The organism is Pseudomonas sp. QE6 (assembly GCF_041379005.1).
Taxonomy (GTDB): Bacteria; Pseudomonadota; Gammaproteobacteria; order Pseudomonadales; family Pseudomonadaceae; genus Pseudomonas.
In genome coordinates, this window is record NZ_CP166873.1 from 4524290 (window position 1) to 4539785 (window position 15496).

Sequence of the window (15496 nt, forward strand, 5' to 3'; positions counted from 1 at the left end):
GCACAGGAAGTCTGTGGGGCCTTTCTTAAGGCGCAATGAAGGCTGGCGGCGGGATCCGCCGGGCTCGCGGTATCAGAAGTCGCGCTTGTAGAAGATATCCAGCGAGCTGGCCAGGCCGCTGGCCGCCTCCAGGTAGACCTTCTTGCTCAGCAGGTAGCGCAAGGCGATGGTGTTGGCCGGCTCGAACACCCCCACGCCGTAACGCAGGCTGAGCTTGTCGGAGAGCTGGCCGCTGGCGACCACGCTGGTGCTGTTGCCGGTGCCCTCGGTGTCCAGCTGGAAGTCCTGGATGCCCAGCTTCTGCGCGACCTCGCCGGTGAGCGGCGCGCTTCCGGCCAGGCCCAGCGCCAGCGCCGCCTCGCCCATCATGTTGCTGTCCTCGCCGGTGCTCATCGGCCGGCCCAGCACCAGGTAGGACAGCGCCTGCTGCTGGCTCATCGCCGGTTCCGAGAACACCTCGCTGCGCGGCTGCTCAGCGTTGCCGGTCAGGCGCAGGCCGGCGATCACGTCGTCGACCTTGCGGATCGCCTCGATATCCAGGTACGGCTGGTCGATGGGTCCGGCGAACAGCAGGCGCGCACGGCGGATGGTCAGCTTCTGCCCGTAGGCACGGTAGCGGCCCTTGTTCAGGCGCAGCTCGCCACGGGTGTCGAGGTTGTCGCCCACGTGTACCTGGCCGGCCAGCTCCGCGTTCAGGCCGAAGCCGGAGAAGGTCAGCTTGTCCTCACCGACTATCACGTCGACGTCCATGTGCAGCACGGCGGCGGCCTTCTGCTCCTGCTTCTGGCCGACGATCACGGTGTCGTCCGACACCTTGACCGTCGACGGCGGGAGCTGGCGAATGGTGATGGCGCCGCTGGGCACCTGCACCTTGCCGGAAACGGCCAGGCCCTCGCCGGCCATGCGGATCGCCAGGTCCGGCTCGACCTCCAGTTCCGCGTACGGGTCGATCGTCACCGGCAGACGGTTGCCGCGCACGTTCAGGTCGACATCCAGCGCCTCGTTCCAGGCGATCCGCCCGGACAGGTTGCCGTTGCCATGCTCCCCGGCCGTCCAGTGGCCGCTCAGGTCCACCTGTTCGCCGGCGATACGCGCCTGCACTTGCAGCTGTTCCAGGCGCGTCGGCAGGTCGCCGCCGGACACCTCGCCATCGACCAGGCGCAGATCGCCATCCACCCGTGGCGCCAACAGCCCGCCGGAAATCCGCCCGTTGCCGTGGAGCCGTCCCTTGAGGGTTTCCACCGCGGGCACGAAGGGCCGTGCGATAGACAGGTCCAGGCCGTTGAGGCTGAAGCTGCCGCTCAGCGGCTTGGACTTCGGCCGGGGGTCGAGCTGCACCTGGGCATCCAGCGTGCCCAGCTTCTCGCCATGGAACTGCAGGCGGGTATCGATGCGCCGGGGTGTCAGGCGGCTTTCCAGTTGCAGGCTCTGGTAGGGGAAGTCGACCCAGTCGTCCTGCTCCTTCAGGCGCAACGTGCCGCTGCCGGCATTGAGCAGGATCGAACCATTCGGGCCGCTGGCTGGCAGGTCCAGTTGCACGTCGCCGTCCAATTGGCCGCGCCAGGCGAAGTCCTCGGGCAGCCAGCGCGCCAGGCTGTCCAGCGGGAACTGGCGCAAATGCAGACGCAGGCGTGGGTCGGGCATCAGGCGCTGGTCTTCGGCGCACAGGCTGGCCGGGCCCGAGGCCCAGCAATGCGCGCCCAGAGTCAGCCGGCCATCGGCCAGCCGCTCCAACTTCGCCGGCTGCTGCAGGCGCCAGTCCTGCCCGCCGCTCTGGATGTCGCCCTGGGCCAGGCGGCCACGCCAGTCGCGGCCGTTCCAGGTGCCGTCGAGGTTCAGCGCGAGAACCACCGGCTTGCCCTGCAGGTTCAGCGAGAGCTGCTGGCGCTGCTTGTCGCCGCTGCCTTCCAGCTTGAGCGTGCCCAGGCGCGTGTCGCCGCTGCGCAGGCCCTGCACCTGCAGGTCCAGGCGGCCGCGCTGGGCGGCATCGAGCCCTGCATCCAGTGCCAAGCTGCGCAGGCTCTGGCCGGCGTAGGCGACGCGCTGGCCGTTGAGCGCCAGTTGCCCCTGCGGTGCCTGCAGGGTGCCGGCCAGGTCGAGCCGCCCGCCCAGTTGGCCGGCGAGCTGCGGCCACAGTTGGCCCAATTGATTCAGGGCGAGGTCCAGCTTGCCGGAGAGGCGCTGGTCCAGCGCCGCCTGGCCGGTGATGCGGTTGTCGCCCAGTTGCAGGGTCAGCTCGTCGGCCTTCCAGGACTGCCCGGCGCCCTCGGCGCGGGCCTTGAGCAACGCCGGCTGGCCACGCAGGCGCCCTTGCAGGTCGAGGTTCGCGGTCAGGTTCAGGCTGCCGTCCTTGAGCGAGCCCTGGCTGCGCAGCGGCCCGCCCAGGCGGCCCGGCATCTGCTCCAGCCAGTAGGCGGGGTCGAGGTCGCGCAGGTCGAGGGAGGCGTCCCAACTGACGGTGTCGGCGAAGCCGACCTTCACATGGCCCTCGGCCTTGCCCTGCCCCGCCACCAGTTGCAGCGACGGCAGGAAGACTTCCGAGAGATTGCCGGAGACCGGACTGGCCAGGGTGAACGCGCCCGCCGGACCGTTCAGCGCGGCATCGAAATTGCCCAGGTACGCGCCGTCGCGATACTGCACCTCGGCCTTGAGGCTGTGCACGCTCACCGGCGGTTCCTCGATCGCCGGGTACAGGCGCCGCCAGGGGAAGTCCAGCCAGTCGAGGGTGGCGTCGGCAGCGAAGCCCCCCTTCCAGTCGAGCCGTCCCTGCATGCCCAGGCGTTGCGCCTGAGCGGCCGTCAGGTCGAGTGCGGCGATATCCGCCCCCTGGGCATCGACGCGGCCGCGCAGGGTCAGCACCACCGGGCTGTCTTCGGCCGGCAGCAGGGCCGCGCCGGCGATCTGGTAGCCGTTCTTCAGGTCGCCATTGGCGTTCAGGCGAACCTGATTGAGCGCCAGCGTATCGGGCAGCGCGGCATCCGCCTTGAACCCGTCGGCCAGCACCAGGGCCTGGGCCGGCAGGTTCTCCGCCAGCGGCTGCACATCACCCTGCAACTGGCCATTGAGGTAGCCGCTGCTCTGTGCCTGCAACTTCAGGTGACCCTGCAGTTCGCCGTCGACCTGCAGCTTCAGCGACCAGGGCTTGCCGCCCACGGCCGGCAGATCGAGGCTGCCCTGTGCCTGCAATGGCCAACCCTGGGTGGGCTTGAGCAGCCCGGAGAGCGACAGGCGCAGATCACCCCGCGCCAGCGTCGCCGACTGGATGTGCAGACCTTCAGGGTCCCAGTTCGCCACCAGGCTGGTGTCGCGCAGCTGCTCCTGATCATCGAGCAGGAAGCGGCCGATACGCACGTCGCCCAGTTCCAGGGCCAGCGGCAGGTTCAGGCTCGGCAACTGGATCGGCCCGGAGGACTCGCTCGCCTCGCTGGGCGGCAGGGTCAGCCGTATCTCCCTGGCCGCCACGCGGCCCAGGCACAGCGCCATGCGCAGCAGGCAACCCGGCGACCAGGCGATATCCGGCTCGTCGAGCACCAGGCGGGTGGCGCCGTCGCTCCACTCCAGGCGCTTCGCGGTGAAGGCGCCGGCCAGGCGGCCGCTGAAGCCGTCCACGGTCAACCCCGGAATCCATTGCAGCGCCATGCGGCTGCCCGCTTCGGTACCCAACAAGGCGGCCAGGCCCGCGATCGATAGCAGAATCAGGCCGAGCAACCCGCCCAGCAGCCAGCGCATGGCGCGCATCCAGCCCGCACGGTTCACAGTTCAGGCCCCATGGAGAAGTGGATACGGATGCCGCCGTCCTCGTCCAGGCCGTCGGCGAGATCCAGGCGCAACGGGCCGACCGGGGAAACCCAGCGGATACCGATGCCCACGCCGGTCTTGATCGACGGGAAGTCCAGCGAGTTGAAGGCGTTGCCCTGATCGACGAAGGCCGCCAGCCGCCAGCGCTCGGCAATCGGGTACTGGTACTCGACGCTGCCGGCGACCATGTAGCGTCCACCGATGCGGTCGCCTTCGGAGTTCTTCGGCGACAGCGTCTGGTAGTCGTAGCCGCGAACGCTCTGGTCACCACCGGCGAAGAAGCGCAGCGACGGCGGGATCGAGGAATAGTCGTTGGTGGCGATACCGCCGAGCTGGATGCGCCCGAGCAGACGCTGGCCGCCCCAGAAGCTGGTCAGCCCCTTGGCCAGCGCATTGACGTGGGCGACGTCGGCGTCGGCCAGGAACCCCTGCTTGGCGCCCTTCACGTCGAACTGCAGGCGATAGCCGTGGCTGGGGTCGACCTTGTTGTCGGCCTCGAGGATCGAATAACCGATCCCCGGCATGAGGAAGCTGCTCAGGCCCGAGTCGTCGCCCAGCTTGTATTCCTCGCGCTGCCAGTTCAGCGACACCACCCGCTGCCAGCCGCTGTCGAGCTTGTGGTGCCATTCGCTGCCGAGGGTGAGCAGCTTGCTCTGGGTGTCCACCAGGTCTTCGTTCTGGTAGCCGCTGGTGAAGCGCAGCTTGTCGGTCAACGGCGGGTCCAGGGGAATCTCGTACCAGGCGCCGACGTTCTGCCGGGGGGAGGAGACTTCCGCCTCCCAGCCCAGGCTGTGTCCCTGCGGGTTGACCCAGTGGCGCGTCCAGTTGGCCTTGGCGCGCGGCCCGACATCGGTGGAGAAGCCCAGGCCGAGGCCCATGGTCCGCGGCTTGCGCACCTGCAGGTGGACATTGACCGGAATCACGTCGGAACTGGCCTTGGCCTGCGGCGCCGCGTCCACGCGCACACCGTCGAAGTAGCCGGAGGATTGCAGTGCCTGGTTGAGGTCGGCGATCAGCTCGGAGTCGTAGGGGGTGCCGTTCTCGAACGGCACCATGCGCTGCAGGAGTTCGTCGTCGAAGGGGTAGTCACCAGTGAATTCGACCTTGCCGAGGGTCGAACGCGGCCCGCTGACGTAGACCAGTTCGATGTCCGCGACGCCGGCCACCGGATCGACCTGCAACTGCTGCTGGCTGAACTGCCCACGGAAGAAACCGAAGCGCGACGCCTGGTTCTGGATCAGCCGCTTGGCATCCTCGTAGGCACCGTGATTGAGCTGCGCGCCGGGCTTGAGAGCATCGCCACCGGGCACCCGGAAGCTCTTGAGCTTGGCTGCCGGGCCCTCTACCCGGATGGTGACGTTGCGCAGGTGTACCGGCTCCCCTGGCGTCACGTTCAGGCGCAGGGTCGGCGGCTGTCCGTCGCGCACCCGGCTGCGGATGCGCGCCTGGTAGTAACCCAGTGCCTGCGCGGCCTTCTGCGCCTGCTCTTCGGCGGTGCGCCGCATGCGCCGCAATGCCGCCTGATCACGCTCGCCAAGGCTGCCCACATAGGCCTCGATATTGGCCTTGAGCGCAGGGGTGGCGGGAGTGATGCGAACGTCGAGATGGGCTTCGGCCGCCAGCGCCCCCTGCAAGCAGAACGCCATTATCAGCAGCAGCCCAAGCAATCCTTGGACAACTCTCATGGCGCGGAATGCTAGCACGGGAAATGGCGATCAGGCCGTTTCCCGGAGCGCTGGAACCCTCAAAAGCGCTATCCGCCCTGGCTGGCCAGCTGGCTTTCCGGTCTCGGGTTCGGATGGAACAGCACGTGCTCCCGGATCGGCCCCAGGGCCACCTCGCCCAGCTCCTCATAGCCGTGGCGGCGATAGAAATCCAGGTAACGCGAATTCCCGGTGTCGAGCACCAACCCCTGGGAACTGCCCTCCTCCGCGCACCAGACATGCAGCGCATCGAGCAGTTGCTCGCCCAGGTGCTTGCCCTGGAACTCCGGATGAATGCCGATCAGCGGCAGGATGTGGTACGGCCCCGGCGGCAGGCAGCCGAGCACGGCGGCGTGATAGTCCAGGTAACGGCGGGTGCAGCGAAAACCGGTGGTGAGCAGCATGCGCATGCGCCAGGCCCAGCTCTCGGTGATGTCCAGGCGCTGCTGCGGCGGCGCGATCAGGGCCACGCCCACCAGGCGGTCCTCGCGTAACAGGCCGATGGCCGGCAGCTCTTCGAGGAAGTGCTGGTTGGTCAGCTCGCGCACCGTGGCGCGCACGCGCTGGTCGAAACCGGGGCGGTCGGCTTCGAACAGGTAGGCAAAAGTCGGTTCATGGCGATAAGCGTGATACAGCAGCGAGCGGACTTCGCGGCTGTAGCCGCTGTCGAGCAGGCGCACTTCGGCGATCGAATCAGGCATGCGGACGCCTCTTCTTCTGGTGTCTTCTTATGGTTCGCGCTCCAGCCACGAAACACTAGCAGCGGCGCGCCAGGGTCGCCAGAATCGGCCACCTTGGGCTAGCATCGTTCTTTTGCCAGGACGTCCAGGATGAAAATCGTCTCCTTCAATATCAACGGCTTGCGCGCACGTCCCCATCAGCTGCAGGCCATCATCGAGCGCCATCAGCCGGACGTGATCGGCCTGCAGGAAACCAAGGTCGCGGACGACCAGTTCCCTCGCGAGGAAGTCGAAGCCCTCGGCTATCACGTGCACTACCACGGGCAGAAAGGCCACTACGGCGTTGCCCTGCTCTCCCGCCAGGAGCCGCTGGAGCTGCAGCGCGGCTTCCCCAACGATGGCGAAGATTCGCAGCGCCGTTTCATCTGGGGCACCTTCAAGGATGCCCAGGGCGAGCTGATCACCGTAATGAACGGCTACTTCCCGCAAGGCGAGAACCGCGAGCACCCGGTGAAATTCCCTGCCAAGCAGCGCTTCTACGCCGACCTGCAGGACCTGCTGGAAACCCGCTTCCAGCCCAGCCAGCCGCTGGTGGTGATGGGCGATATCAATATCTCGCCGGAAGACTGCGACATCGGCATCGGCGAGGAGAACCGCAAGCGCTGGCTGAAGACCGGCAAGTGCAGCTTCCTGCCTGAGGAGCGCGAGTGGCTGGCGCGCCTGAAGGGCTGGGGCCTGGTGGACAGTTTCCGCCTGCAGAACCCGGCGGTGACCGATCGCTTCAGCTGGTTCGACTACCGCAGCCGCGGGTTCGAGGACGAGCCCAAGCGCGGCCTGCGCATTGACGTCATCCTCGCATCCGAGGCCCTGCGCGGACGCATCGCCGACACCGGCGTGGACTACGACATCCGCGGCATGGAAAAGCCGTCGGACCACGCACCGATCTGGCTGCAGCTGAAGTAATCCGCGCAAACGACAAAGCCCGGCAATGCCGGGCTTTGTCGTCGTTCAGTCCAACCTCCGCACAGGGCGCCAGCACTCTGGCAGGAAGGAGCGGAGTTGCGGCGCCGGATGGACGCCGCTATAGCAGTCCGATCTCTTCGCAGATGCTGAAGAGCTCGTCCAGGGAGCTGGCAGAAAGCTTACGCATCAGCCGCCTTTTCTGCTGCCCGACGCTCGCTCCCGACGATTCGAGAAGCGCTGCCAGCGCAGACACCGAATCGCCTAGATGCAGGCCATGCAGCACAGCCACCTGATGAGTGGGAAACGCCAGTGCTGCTTCCAGCCTGGAGTCATCCCCCAACGGCAGCCGCGCGTGCTCGGGAAAAATCGTCCCTCCCGCCAGGACGGTCTCGATGGCGCGCCCGATCAAGGCCGGGCGATCGTCCAGCCGCAGGAAGCCGGATACACCGCCTCGAATGGCACGCTGGATGTTCAGTGAGGTATCGAGGCTGGAGCAGACCAGCACCGGTGTAGAGACTTCGAGCTGACCATTACGGCGAAGCATCGCGACCAGCTCCATTCCATGGATATCCGGTAGTTCCAGCGTCACCACCAGCAGGTCGCAATCAGAAGCCTTCAATTGATTCAGAGCCTGCCGTCCCAGCTTGAAATGCAGATCGCACTGGTGACCGCCGGCCTGCAACAGGCGGCGGATAGCCGTGAAGTCGCGCCTTGACGGTTCGATGATTACGATGCGGGCCATGTTGCTCCTTGTAGCGAAGGCCTCGCTTCGCCGATCGCAGGCGTGCAGGCCAGACGCGCAGGGTTCCGCTGAACATTCCGCGAGCGTCGATGAACGCAACCGGAGCACATCGGACAATCCCTGTCCCGGGCAACATCTATCGCATCAGGGTTACCCCATCGGCGACAACAACGATCATTGCTCCCTTTACGCCGGGTTCACTCGACAACGGACTTGGAAATGGCCGACAGGGTGCTGTTGAACTGCACTGTCTCGTTGAAGCTCTTGACGATGGCGCTGAACTTGTCCTTGGCACTCTGCAATTGCCTCAGCCGCATCCCGAGCTCCTCGCTCTTGCGCTTGAGCGCGCTTTCACGCTCATCCAGCTCACTGGCGCGGGCGCGCAAGCTGGCCGACTGCTCGTCGATACGCTGTTGTTCCAGCTGGATCGCTTCGGCGCGCTTGAGCGTAGCCTTGTCGCGCAGGTCGACCGTCTGGGCCAGCTCCTTCAGCGCTTCGCTACGCTCCGCCAGCAAGCGATTGTTCTCGGCCGCCATGCGATCCAGGTTGGCCTTGGCTTCCTTGAGATGGTTCTCCAGTTGCAGCAGTCGCTCTTCCTTGTCATTGGCCAGGCGCTCGCGCTCCTGCAACTGGTTGCTCCGCTCGTCCAGCTCCTCCTGCAGGCGCCCCGCCGCCTGCTTCTGCTGACTCAGTCCCTGAGCCATGCCGGCGAGCGAGTTGAGCGTGCTCTGTACATCGGAAAGTACATCGTCCGGATCGGCGTCGAGTTGGGGAACGCTCAGGGCGGCCTCCACCTCCTGCAATTCGGCCGAGGCGATCGGAACAGAGGCACCGGGCATATCGGCTTCGGGCATCACATCGTGCATTTCGGTCATTACGCATTCCTTGTGGATCAAGATCCCCTGAAGTGCTGCTTCAAGTTTGCTGTTTCTCGCCTCGGGGGCGTCCACTGCGTGTGCTGCCGGCTCGTCCGAGGCAGCCGCTGCCGCTGCGCCAATCGCGGCGGTGTGGCCTGCCGCCTCCAGGCTCGACATCATCGCTTCGAGGCACGCGAACAGGCTCGATTCGTCGGCGCCGGAGACTGGGTCCGGAGACTGGTCGGCCCAGACGGGTTCGGTCTTCGGCGACTCGGCCTGCTGATCCCGCTCTAAAGCCTCGCCTTGCGCAGCGACGTTCGGCGTCTCCACCGTTTGCTGCTCGGCGAACGCCATCGCTGGCACATCTGCACCAGAGGCGGAAGAGGAAAGTATCTGGTCCTGCCCGGAAGCATCCGGCTCGTCACTGGGAGGCGCGGCCTGTGCTTCTTCGTCTTTCAGACTGGACAAACGAGCCACCTGGGCGAAGTCGAGAACCATGTCCGTGCACAGTTCGAAACCCAGGCCCGAAATCGACGGGTTCTCGTCTGGTTCCTGCGACTCTATCGGGGTAATGGTGGGCGCGTCGGGCCGGCTCAATAAACCGGCCTTTGCCAGCAGATGCAGCCATGACTGCAAGGACTGCGCAGGCCACCTGAGTCCATTGAACGTCGTGTCACGCGGGGCCGGCAGACTCAGTGCGTGCCGACGCCAGGGACGGCCCCAGTACGTAGCGGAGGGGTTGTGTACAGCCAGCGAAATCAGCCTGACGCCATGGCCGGGGCCGGCCCGGCGTTGCCAGGGAGCCGAACGGTGTCGAGTCATGATTTCCTTCCAGCGGGAGCTTGAACCGGCGCAAGTGTCGCTTGGTCAGTGAACCGGCGTTATCAGATTCCCCCGATGCGTCCGGGGAATTTTCCCAAGCCTGACAGGTGCCGCAGGAGGATCAGCCGCGACGAGATTGCTTCGAGAAGACGCCGCCTCCCGCACGACCTCTGAGGAGGCTGACCAGGTCCAGCAGCGTCGCCAGCACGAACAACGGCGCGATGAGCATGAGCATCGACAGGACGAGTCCACCTGCCCTGTCCGGCAGCACGACAAACGAGCCAGCCATCATCAGCAGCGTCAGGATGATCACCAGCTTCATCAGTACCGACGCAAAGTCGACGATCTCACGCATCTCGATCTCCAGGCCCCCAACACGAACGCCTGTATAGCGACGTTCAAAGGGAACGGAAATCGGAAACTTCCTGCATTTCATCAGTCATGTCCGAGGACCGCGGCAACGGCCCTGCAATGCAGCCAAGCGTCATATCGATGCAATGATTCCGACTTATTCTGCCGCGCCATCGATGCCTCAAATGGAAGTTGCTCAATGTCGTACAAGCCGAGCGCCAGCGATGCCCAGGCCTGGCCCGTCACCATCGCCTGGCTCATCATCGGATTCATCTGCTATGCGTTCCCCTGGCAGGCCTTCGCCGCGCTGCCCTCGTCCCATGCCGGGGAGCCGGTGCTGCGGGTGCAGGGCTCCAACACCATCGGCGCGCATCTGCTTCCGGAGCTGGTGAAGGGCCTGCTGCAAAGCGAGGGTTACGCCGACGTCAGCGTCCAACCGGGCAAGGCGGAAAACGAGCTGCGCGTGATCGGCCGCAGCGCCGACGGCAAGGAAGCCATAGTCGACCTGGCGGCCCATGGTTCCAGCACCGGCTTCGTCGCCCTCAAGGACAACAGCGCAGAACTGGCGGCCGCCTCGCGACCGATCAAGGACGCGGAAGCGGCAGGCCTTTCGGCCTCGGGAAACCTGCGTAGCGCCAAGGCCGAACACGTGATCGGCATCGACGGTCTGGCGATCATCGTCAACCCGGCGAACGCCCTGGACGAACTGACCACCGACAATCTGGCGCGCATCTTCTCCGGCGAAGTGAAGACCTGGGAGGAACTCGGCGGCCGCGGCGGCGCGATCCACCTCTACGCCCGCGATGACAACTCCGGGACCTTCGACACCTTCAAGGAACTGGTGCTGGCCGGCCACGGCAAGACCCTGGCCAACGGCACGCAGCGCTTCGAGTCGAGCGACCAGTTGTCCCAGCAGGTCAGTGCCGATCCGCAGGGAATCGGTTTTGTCGGCCTGTCGTCGATCCGCAAGGCCAAGACGCTGCGCATTGCCGACGGCGACTCGCAGGCGATGCCGCCGTCGACCACGCTGATCGCCACCGAGGACTATCCGCTATCGCGCCGCCTGTTCCTCTATATGAAGCCCGAGGAGAGCAACCGCTGGGCCCACGCGCTGCTGCAGTTCGCCCAGGGCGACCAGGGCCAGGCGCTGGTCAGCGCCAGCGGTTTCGTCGGCCAGCGCGTACAAGCGGTGAAGATGACGCCGCGGGCCGGTATGCCCCAGGCGTACCAGAGCCTGGCGCGCGATGCCCAGCGGCTGTCGGTGAACTTCCGCTTCCGCGAGGGCAGCGCCACCCTCGACAACAAGGCCCAGCGCGACGTGGAGCGCCTGCTGGCCTACCTGCAGCAGAATGGCAAGATGAACAAGCAGACGGTGCTGGTCGGCTTCGGCGATCCGAAACAGGACCCCGCGCGCGCCGAGCTGCTCTCCAAGCTTCGCGCCATGGCCGTGCGCCGCGAGCTGGCCAAGGACGGCGTGATGTTCCGCGAGATCAGCGGCATGGGCGACGCCTTGCCGGTGGCGGCCAACAACGACGATGACGGGCGGATCAAGAACCGCCGCGTCGAGGTCTGGGTCTACTGACCGACCCGACGATGAGCCTTCAGACGCCGATCGTCGGAGGATCAGCATCCAGACTTTTTGCAGGCGCCGGTCGCCCAGTCTTGACTGATGTAGGAACTTGTTACGTTCCTCCGCTTGTCTGAACCGAGCGCTCTGCTATGTTCCCGGAGTGACGCCGGGCCCCTCTGACGGTTGCCAACCGCCATGTCGGAGTCACTTTTCGACAACGACACTAAGGGAGGGGCCAAATGACAGCTCTGCACGCCTTTTTGACCGAACCATTCCTCGGAACCGCCACCTGGTTCTGGCTGGCCTTCCTGGCCATCGTGATTCTCCTGCTGGTACTCGACCTGGGCGTTCTGCAACGCGATCACCATGAGATCGGCGTACGTGAAAGCCTGATGCTTTCCGCCGGCTACTTCGCCTGCGGCCTGGCCTTCGGCGGCTGGGTCTGGTACGAGTTCGGCGCCACCAGCGCGGTGGAGTACTACACCGGCTTCCTCGTCGAACAGTCGCTATCGATGGACAACGTGTTCGTCATGGCGATGATCTTCGGCTTCTTCGGCATCCCCCGCCGCTACCAGCATCAGGTGCTGTTCTGGGGCATCCTCGGCGCCATCGTCATGCGCGCGCTGATGATCGGCCTGGGCGCCGCGCTGGTGAAGGAGTTCGAGTGGATCATGTACGTGTTCGGCGCCTTCCTGCTGTTCAGCGGTGTGAAGATGCTGTTCAGCAAGCACGATGACGAACCCGACCTGGCGAACAATCCGGTATTGAAGTTCCTGCGCAAGCACATCCGCATGACCGACAAGATCCACGAACATCACTTCTTCGTGAGGATGCCGGACGCCTCGGGCAAGCTGGTGCGCTATGCCACCCCGCTGTTCCTGGCGCTGATCCTGATCGAGCTGGCCGACCTGGTGTTCGCGGTGGACAGCGTGCCGGCGATCTTCGCCATCACCCAGGACCCGTTCATCGTCTATACCTCGAACATCTTCGCCATCCTCGGCCTGCGCGCCCTGTACTTCTCGCTGGCGGCGATGATCCACCGCTTCATCTATCTGAAGTACGCCCTGGCTCTGGTGCTGGTGTTCATCGGCACGAAAATCTTCCTGCACGGATTCATCGGCAAGGTTCCCGCCGCCCTGTCCCTTGGCGTAACCTTCGGCCTGCTCGCCGGTGGCATCCTGCTATCGTTGATCAAGACCCGCCGCACCAGCGAGCAGCCGCTGGAAATCGTCAGCCAGGAGAGGGTGCATGCAAGCACTGGAGGTGAGGATCGAGGCCATTGAGTTTCGCGGCCAGGCCTACTGGCAGGTCCGTCTCGGCCGTCGTGCGCTGCGTTTTCCCCACGAGGCCGCCGCACGCGCCTTCGCCGCCCAGTTGCACACCCGGCGGGAATGGTGGCTGGCGCAGATGAAGGAAGATGGACCGGAGCCTTCTCCCGAGCAGTGAAACGACAAGGCCAGCGAAAGCTGGCCTTTTTGTCGGAGCGGCACCGTGTAGGAGCGAGCTTGCTCGCGAACGGCGCCGGCAGGCGCCAGAATAGCTCCGTGAGCACGAAGCAGGTGTCCTATCGATCTATGGGGCAGGTTCGCGAGCAAGCTCGCTCCTACGAAGAGCATGCGGCGCGAAAATGAAAAAGGCCCGCATCTGCGGGCCTGTTTCGTTGCGGAGTGCGATCAGCGACCGCTGCGCAGCATCTCCTTGGGCACGTACTTGCCGACTTCATATTTGCCGATGGCCGCACGGTGCACTTCGTCCGGGCCGTCGGCCAGGCGCAGGGTGCGCTGCATGGCGTAGAAGTATGCCAGCGGCGTGTCGTTGGAGACGCCGGCGCCACCGTGGATCTGGATTGCACGGTCGATCACCTGCAGGGCGACGTTGGGCGCCACCACCTTGATCTGGGCGATCTCGCTCTGGGCGATCTTGTTGCCGGCGGTGTCCATCATGTACGCGGCATTGAGGGTCAGCAGGCGAGCCTGGTTGATCTCGATGCGCGAGTTGGCGATGTGGTCGATGTTGCCGCCCAGGCGCGCCAGTGGCTTGCCGAAGGCGGTGCGGCTGACGGCGCGCTTGCACATCAGCTCCAGTGCGCGCTCGGCCATGCCGATGGAGCGCATGCAGTGGTGGATGCGGCCCGGGCCGAGGCGGCCCTGGGCGATCTCGAAGCCACGGCCTTCGCCGAGCAGCACGTTCTCATAAGGTACCCGCACGTTCTCGAAGAGCACTTCGGCGTGGCCGTGCGGGGCGTCGTCGTAGCCGAATACCGGCAGCGGGCGGAGGATCTTCACTCCGGGGGTGTCGGTGGGCACCAGGATCATCGAGTGCTGCTGGTGGCGCGGCGCGTCGGGGTTGGTCAGGCCCATGAAGATCATGATCTTGCAGCGCGGATCGCAGGCGCCGGAGGTCCACCACTTGCGGCCGTTGATGACCCACTCGTCACCGTCGCGTACCGCGTTGGCCTGCATGTTGGTGGCGTCGGACGAAGCCACGCCCGGCTCGGTCATGGCGAAGGCGGAGCGGATCTCGCCGCGCAGCAGCGGCTCCAGCCAGGTGCGCTTGTGCTCTTCGCTGCCGTAGCGCACCAGCACTTCCATGTTGCCGGTGTCCGGCGCGGAGCAGTTGAACGGCTCGGAGCCGATCAGCGAGCGGCCCATGATCTCGGCCAGCGGCGCGTATTCCATGTTGGTCAGGCCGGCGCCCAGTTCGGACTCGGGCAGGAACAGGTTCCACAGGCCCTCGGCCTTCGCCTTGGCCTTGAGCTCTTCCATGATGGGCGTGGGCTGCCAGCGGTCGCCCTGGGCCACTTGCTCATCGAACACCTTCTCGGCGGGATAGACGTAGGCTTCCATGAACGCGGTGACGCGCTCACGCAGGTCCTGAACCTTGGCGGAATAAGCGAAATCCATGGGTGGCTACCTTCTGGCGGCGAGTTGTTTGTCGTGGTGATGATGCTAGAACAGCAACGAGGATTTACCCAGCCTATTATCCGAATCAATGAACATTCATAACCCGTATGGACCTGAGCGTCGGTTCGGGTATGATCGGCCCCAGAACAACTACAAGCGGAGCCCTGGAATGAACCTCAGCAAGGTCGATCTGAACCTGTTCATTGTCTTCGACGCGATCTACACCGAAGCCAACCTGACGCGCGCCGGACAGATCGTCGGCATCACCCAGCCCGCCGTCTCCAACGCCCTCGCCCGCCTTCGCGAAACCTTCAACGACCCGCTGTTCGTGCGTACCGCACAGGGGATGGTGCCCACGCCCATGGCCCAGAACATCATCGGCCCGGTGCGCAACGCGCTGCAGCTGCTGCGCGTCTCGGTGCAGGAAAGCCGTACCTTCACCCCCACCCAGGCGAACAAGACCTACCGCATCAGCATGACCGACCTCACCGAGGCCATCGTCCTGCCGCCGCTGTTCCAGCGCCTGCGTCGCCAGGCGCCGAACGTGCACATCGAAAGCTTCCTCTCCAAGCGCCGCGAGACCACCAAGGAACTGGCCGCCGGCCGCCTGGACTTCGCCGTGGACGCCCCGCTGAACACCGACCCGCAGGTGCGCCACGTCAAGCTGATGGAAGACCGCTACGTCTGCGCCATGCGCCAGGGCCACCCGCTGGCCAAGGACAAGCTGACGCTGGAGGAATACCTGTCGGTGGCGCACATCCAGATTTCCAGCCGCCGCAGCGGCCTGGGCTACGTCGACCTGTCGCTGGGCAAGATGGGCCTGCAACGCAAGATTGCCCTGCGCTCGCAGCACTACCTGATGGCTTCCACCGTGGTGCAGCAGACCGACATGGTGGTGACCGTCCCCGAACGCTTCGCCCGTCACCATGGCCTGCACTTCGTCAACCTGCCGGTGAACGACGTACCCAAGCTGGAGACCCACCTGTACTGGCACGAAAGCACCGACCAGGACCCGGCCAACCGCTGGATGCGCGAGCAGATCATCGAGTTGTGCCAGCAGGTGACGGCGCGGGAAGCGCGGGAAGCGGCGGAACGGGCCTGATACTC

General features: G+C 65.5%; 12 protein-coding genes. 5 read left to right on the plus strand and 7 right to left on the minus strand.

Annotated elements, in window-relative coordinates; genetic code table 11:
* Positions 1 to 72: 72 nt before the first annotated feature.
* The 3 genes from ACAW63_RS20670 to ACAW63_RS20680 form a co-directional block, all read right to left on the minus strand.
* The gene (locus ACAW63_RS20670; RefSeq protein ID WP_371234732.1) at positions 73 to 3738 is read right to left on the minus strand and encodes a translocation/assembly module TamB domain-containing protein; all 3666 of its coding nucleotides are present in this window, start codon (positions 3736 to 3738) and stop codon (positions 73 to 75) included.
* A 14-nt stretch (positions 3739 to 3752) separates the two neighbouring features.
* Positions 3753 to 5483 (minus strand): autotransporter assembly complex family protein, encoded by a 1731-nt coding sequence (locus ACAW63_RS20675; RefSeq protein WP_371228262.1) that lies wholly within the window; start codon positions 5481 to 5483, stop codon positions 3753 to 3755.
* Positions 5484 to 5551: 68 nt separating this feature from the next.
* A complete protein-coding gene (locus ACAW63_RS20680) occupies positions 5552 to 6202 on the minus strand; it encodes a GNAT family N-acetyltransferase (RefSeq protein WP_371228264.1) in 651 nt (216 codons plus the stop codon).
* 129 nt (positions 6203 to 6331) lie between these two features.
* On the opposite strand from ACAW63_RS20680, the gene xthA reads away from it, so the two are divergent.
* The gene (xthA, locus tag ACAW63_RS20685) at positions 6332 to 7144 is read left to right on the plus strand and encodes an exodeoxyribonuclease III (RefSeq protein WP_371228266.1); all 813 of its coding nucleotides are present in this window, start codon (positions 6332 to 6334) and stop codon (positions 7142 to 7144) included.
* Positions 7145 to 7262: 118 nt separating this feature from the next.
* Here the strand turns inward: xthA and ACAW63_RS20690 are convergent, their stop codons facing one another.
* From ACAW63_RS20690 to ACAW63_RS20700, 3 genes are all read right to left on the minus strand, one after another.
* Positions 7263 to 7886, minus strand: coding sequence for a PleD family two-component system response regulator (locus tag ACAW63_RS20690; protein ID WP_371228268.1), 624 nt, complete (start codon positions 7884 to 7886; stop codon positions 7263 to 7265).
* Between the two features lie 197 nt (positions 7887 to 8083).
* Positions 8084 to 9379: a hypothetical protein gene (locus tag ACAW63_RS20695; protein WP_371228270.1), complete on the minus strand. Its 1296-nt coding sequence runs from the start codon at positions 9377 to 9379 to the stop codon at positions 8084 to 8086.
* Between the two features lie 307 nt (positions 9380 to 9686).
* Positions 9687 to 9920, minus strand: a complete 234-nt coding sequence (locus tag ACAW63_RS20700) for a hypothetical protein (protein ID WP_371228272.1) — start codon at positions 9918 to 9920, stop codon at positions 9687 to 9689.
* Between the two features lie 195 nt (positions 9921 to 10115).
* Here ACAW63_RS20700 and ACAW63_RS20705 point away from each other — a divergent pair, with 195 nt between their 5' ends.
* The 3 genes from ACAW63_RS20705 (at position 10116) to ACAW63_RS20715 (ending at position 12932) form a co-directional block, all read left to right on the plus strand.
* The gene (locus ACAW63_RS20705) at positions 10116 to 11498 is read left to right on the plus strand and encodes a substrate-binding domain-containing protein (RefSeq protein ID WP_371228274.1); all 1383 of its coding nucleotides are present in this window, start codon (positions 10116 to 10118) and stop codon (positions 11496 to 11498) included.
* Between the two features lie 227 nt (positions 11499 to 11725).
* Positions 11726 to 12769 carry a TerC family protein gene (locus tag ACAW63_RS20710; RefSeq protein WP_371228276.1) on the plus strand — a complete coding sequence of 348 codons (1044 nt, stop codon included), beginning with the start codon at positions 11726 to 11728 and terminating at the stop codon, positions 12767 to 12769.
* A complete protein-coding gene (locus ACAW63_RS20715; RefSeq protein WP_275611534.1) occupies positions 12735 to 12932 on the plus strand; it encodes a hypothetical protein in 198 nt (65 codons plus the stop codon). Before ACAW63_RS20710 ends, ACAW63_RS20715 begins: the two co-directional genes overlap by 35 nt.
* A 227-nt stretch (positions 12933 to 13159) precedes the next feature.
* Here ACAW63_RS20715 and ACAW63_RS20720 read toward each other — a convergent pair whose 3' ends face one another.
* On the minus strand, positions 13160 to 14389 hold the full coding sequence (locus ACAW63_RS20720; RefSeq protein ID WP_371228278.1) for an acyl-CoA dehydrogenase: 1230 nt from the start codon (positions 14387 to 14389) through the stop codon (positions 13160 to 13162).
* 169 nt (positions 14390 to 14558) lie between these two features.
* On the opposite strand from ACAW63_RS20720, the gene ACAW63_RS20725 reads away from it, so the two are divergent.
* Positions 14559 to 15491, plus strand: coding sequence for a LysR family transcriptional regulator (locus tag ACAW63_RS20725; RefSeq protein WP_275611532.1), 933 nt, complete (start codon positions 14559 to 14561; stop codon positions 15489 to 15491).
* Positions 15492 to 15496: the final 5 nt, after the last annotated feature.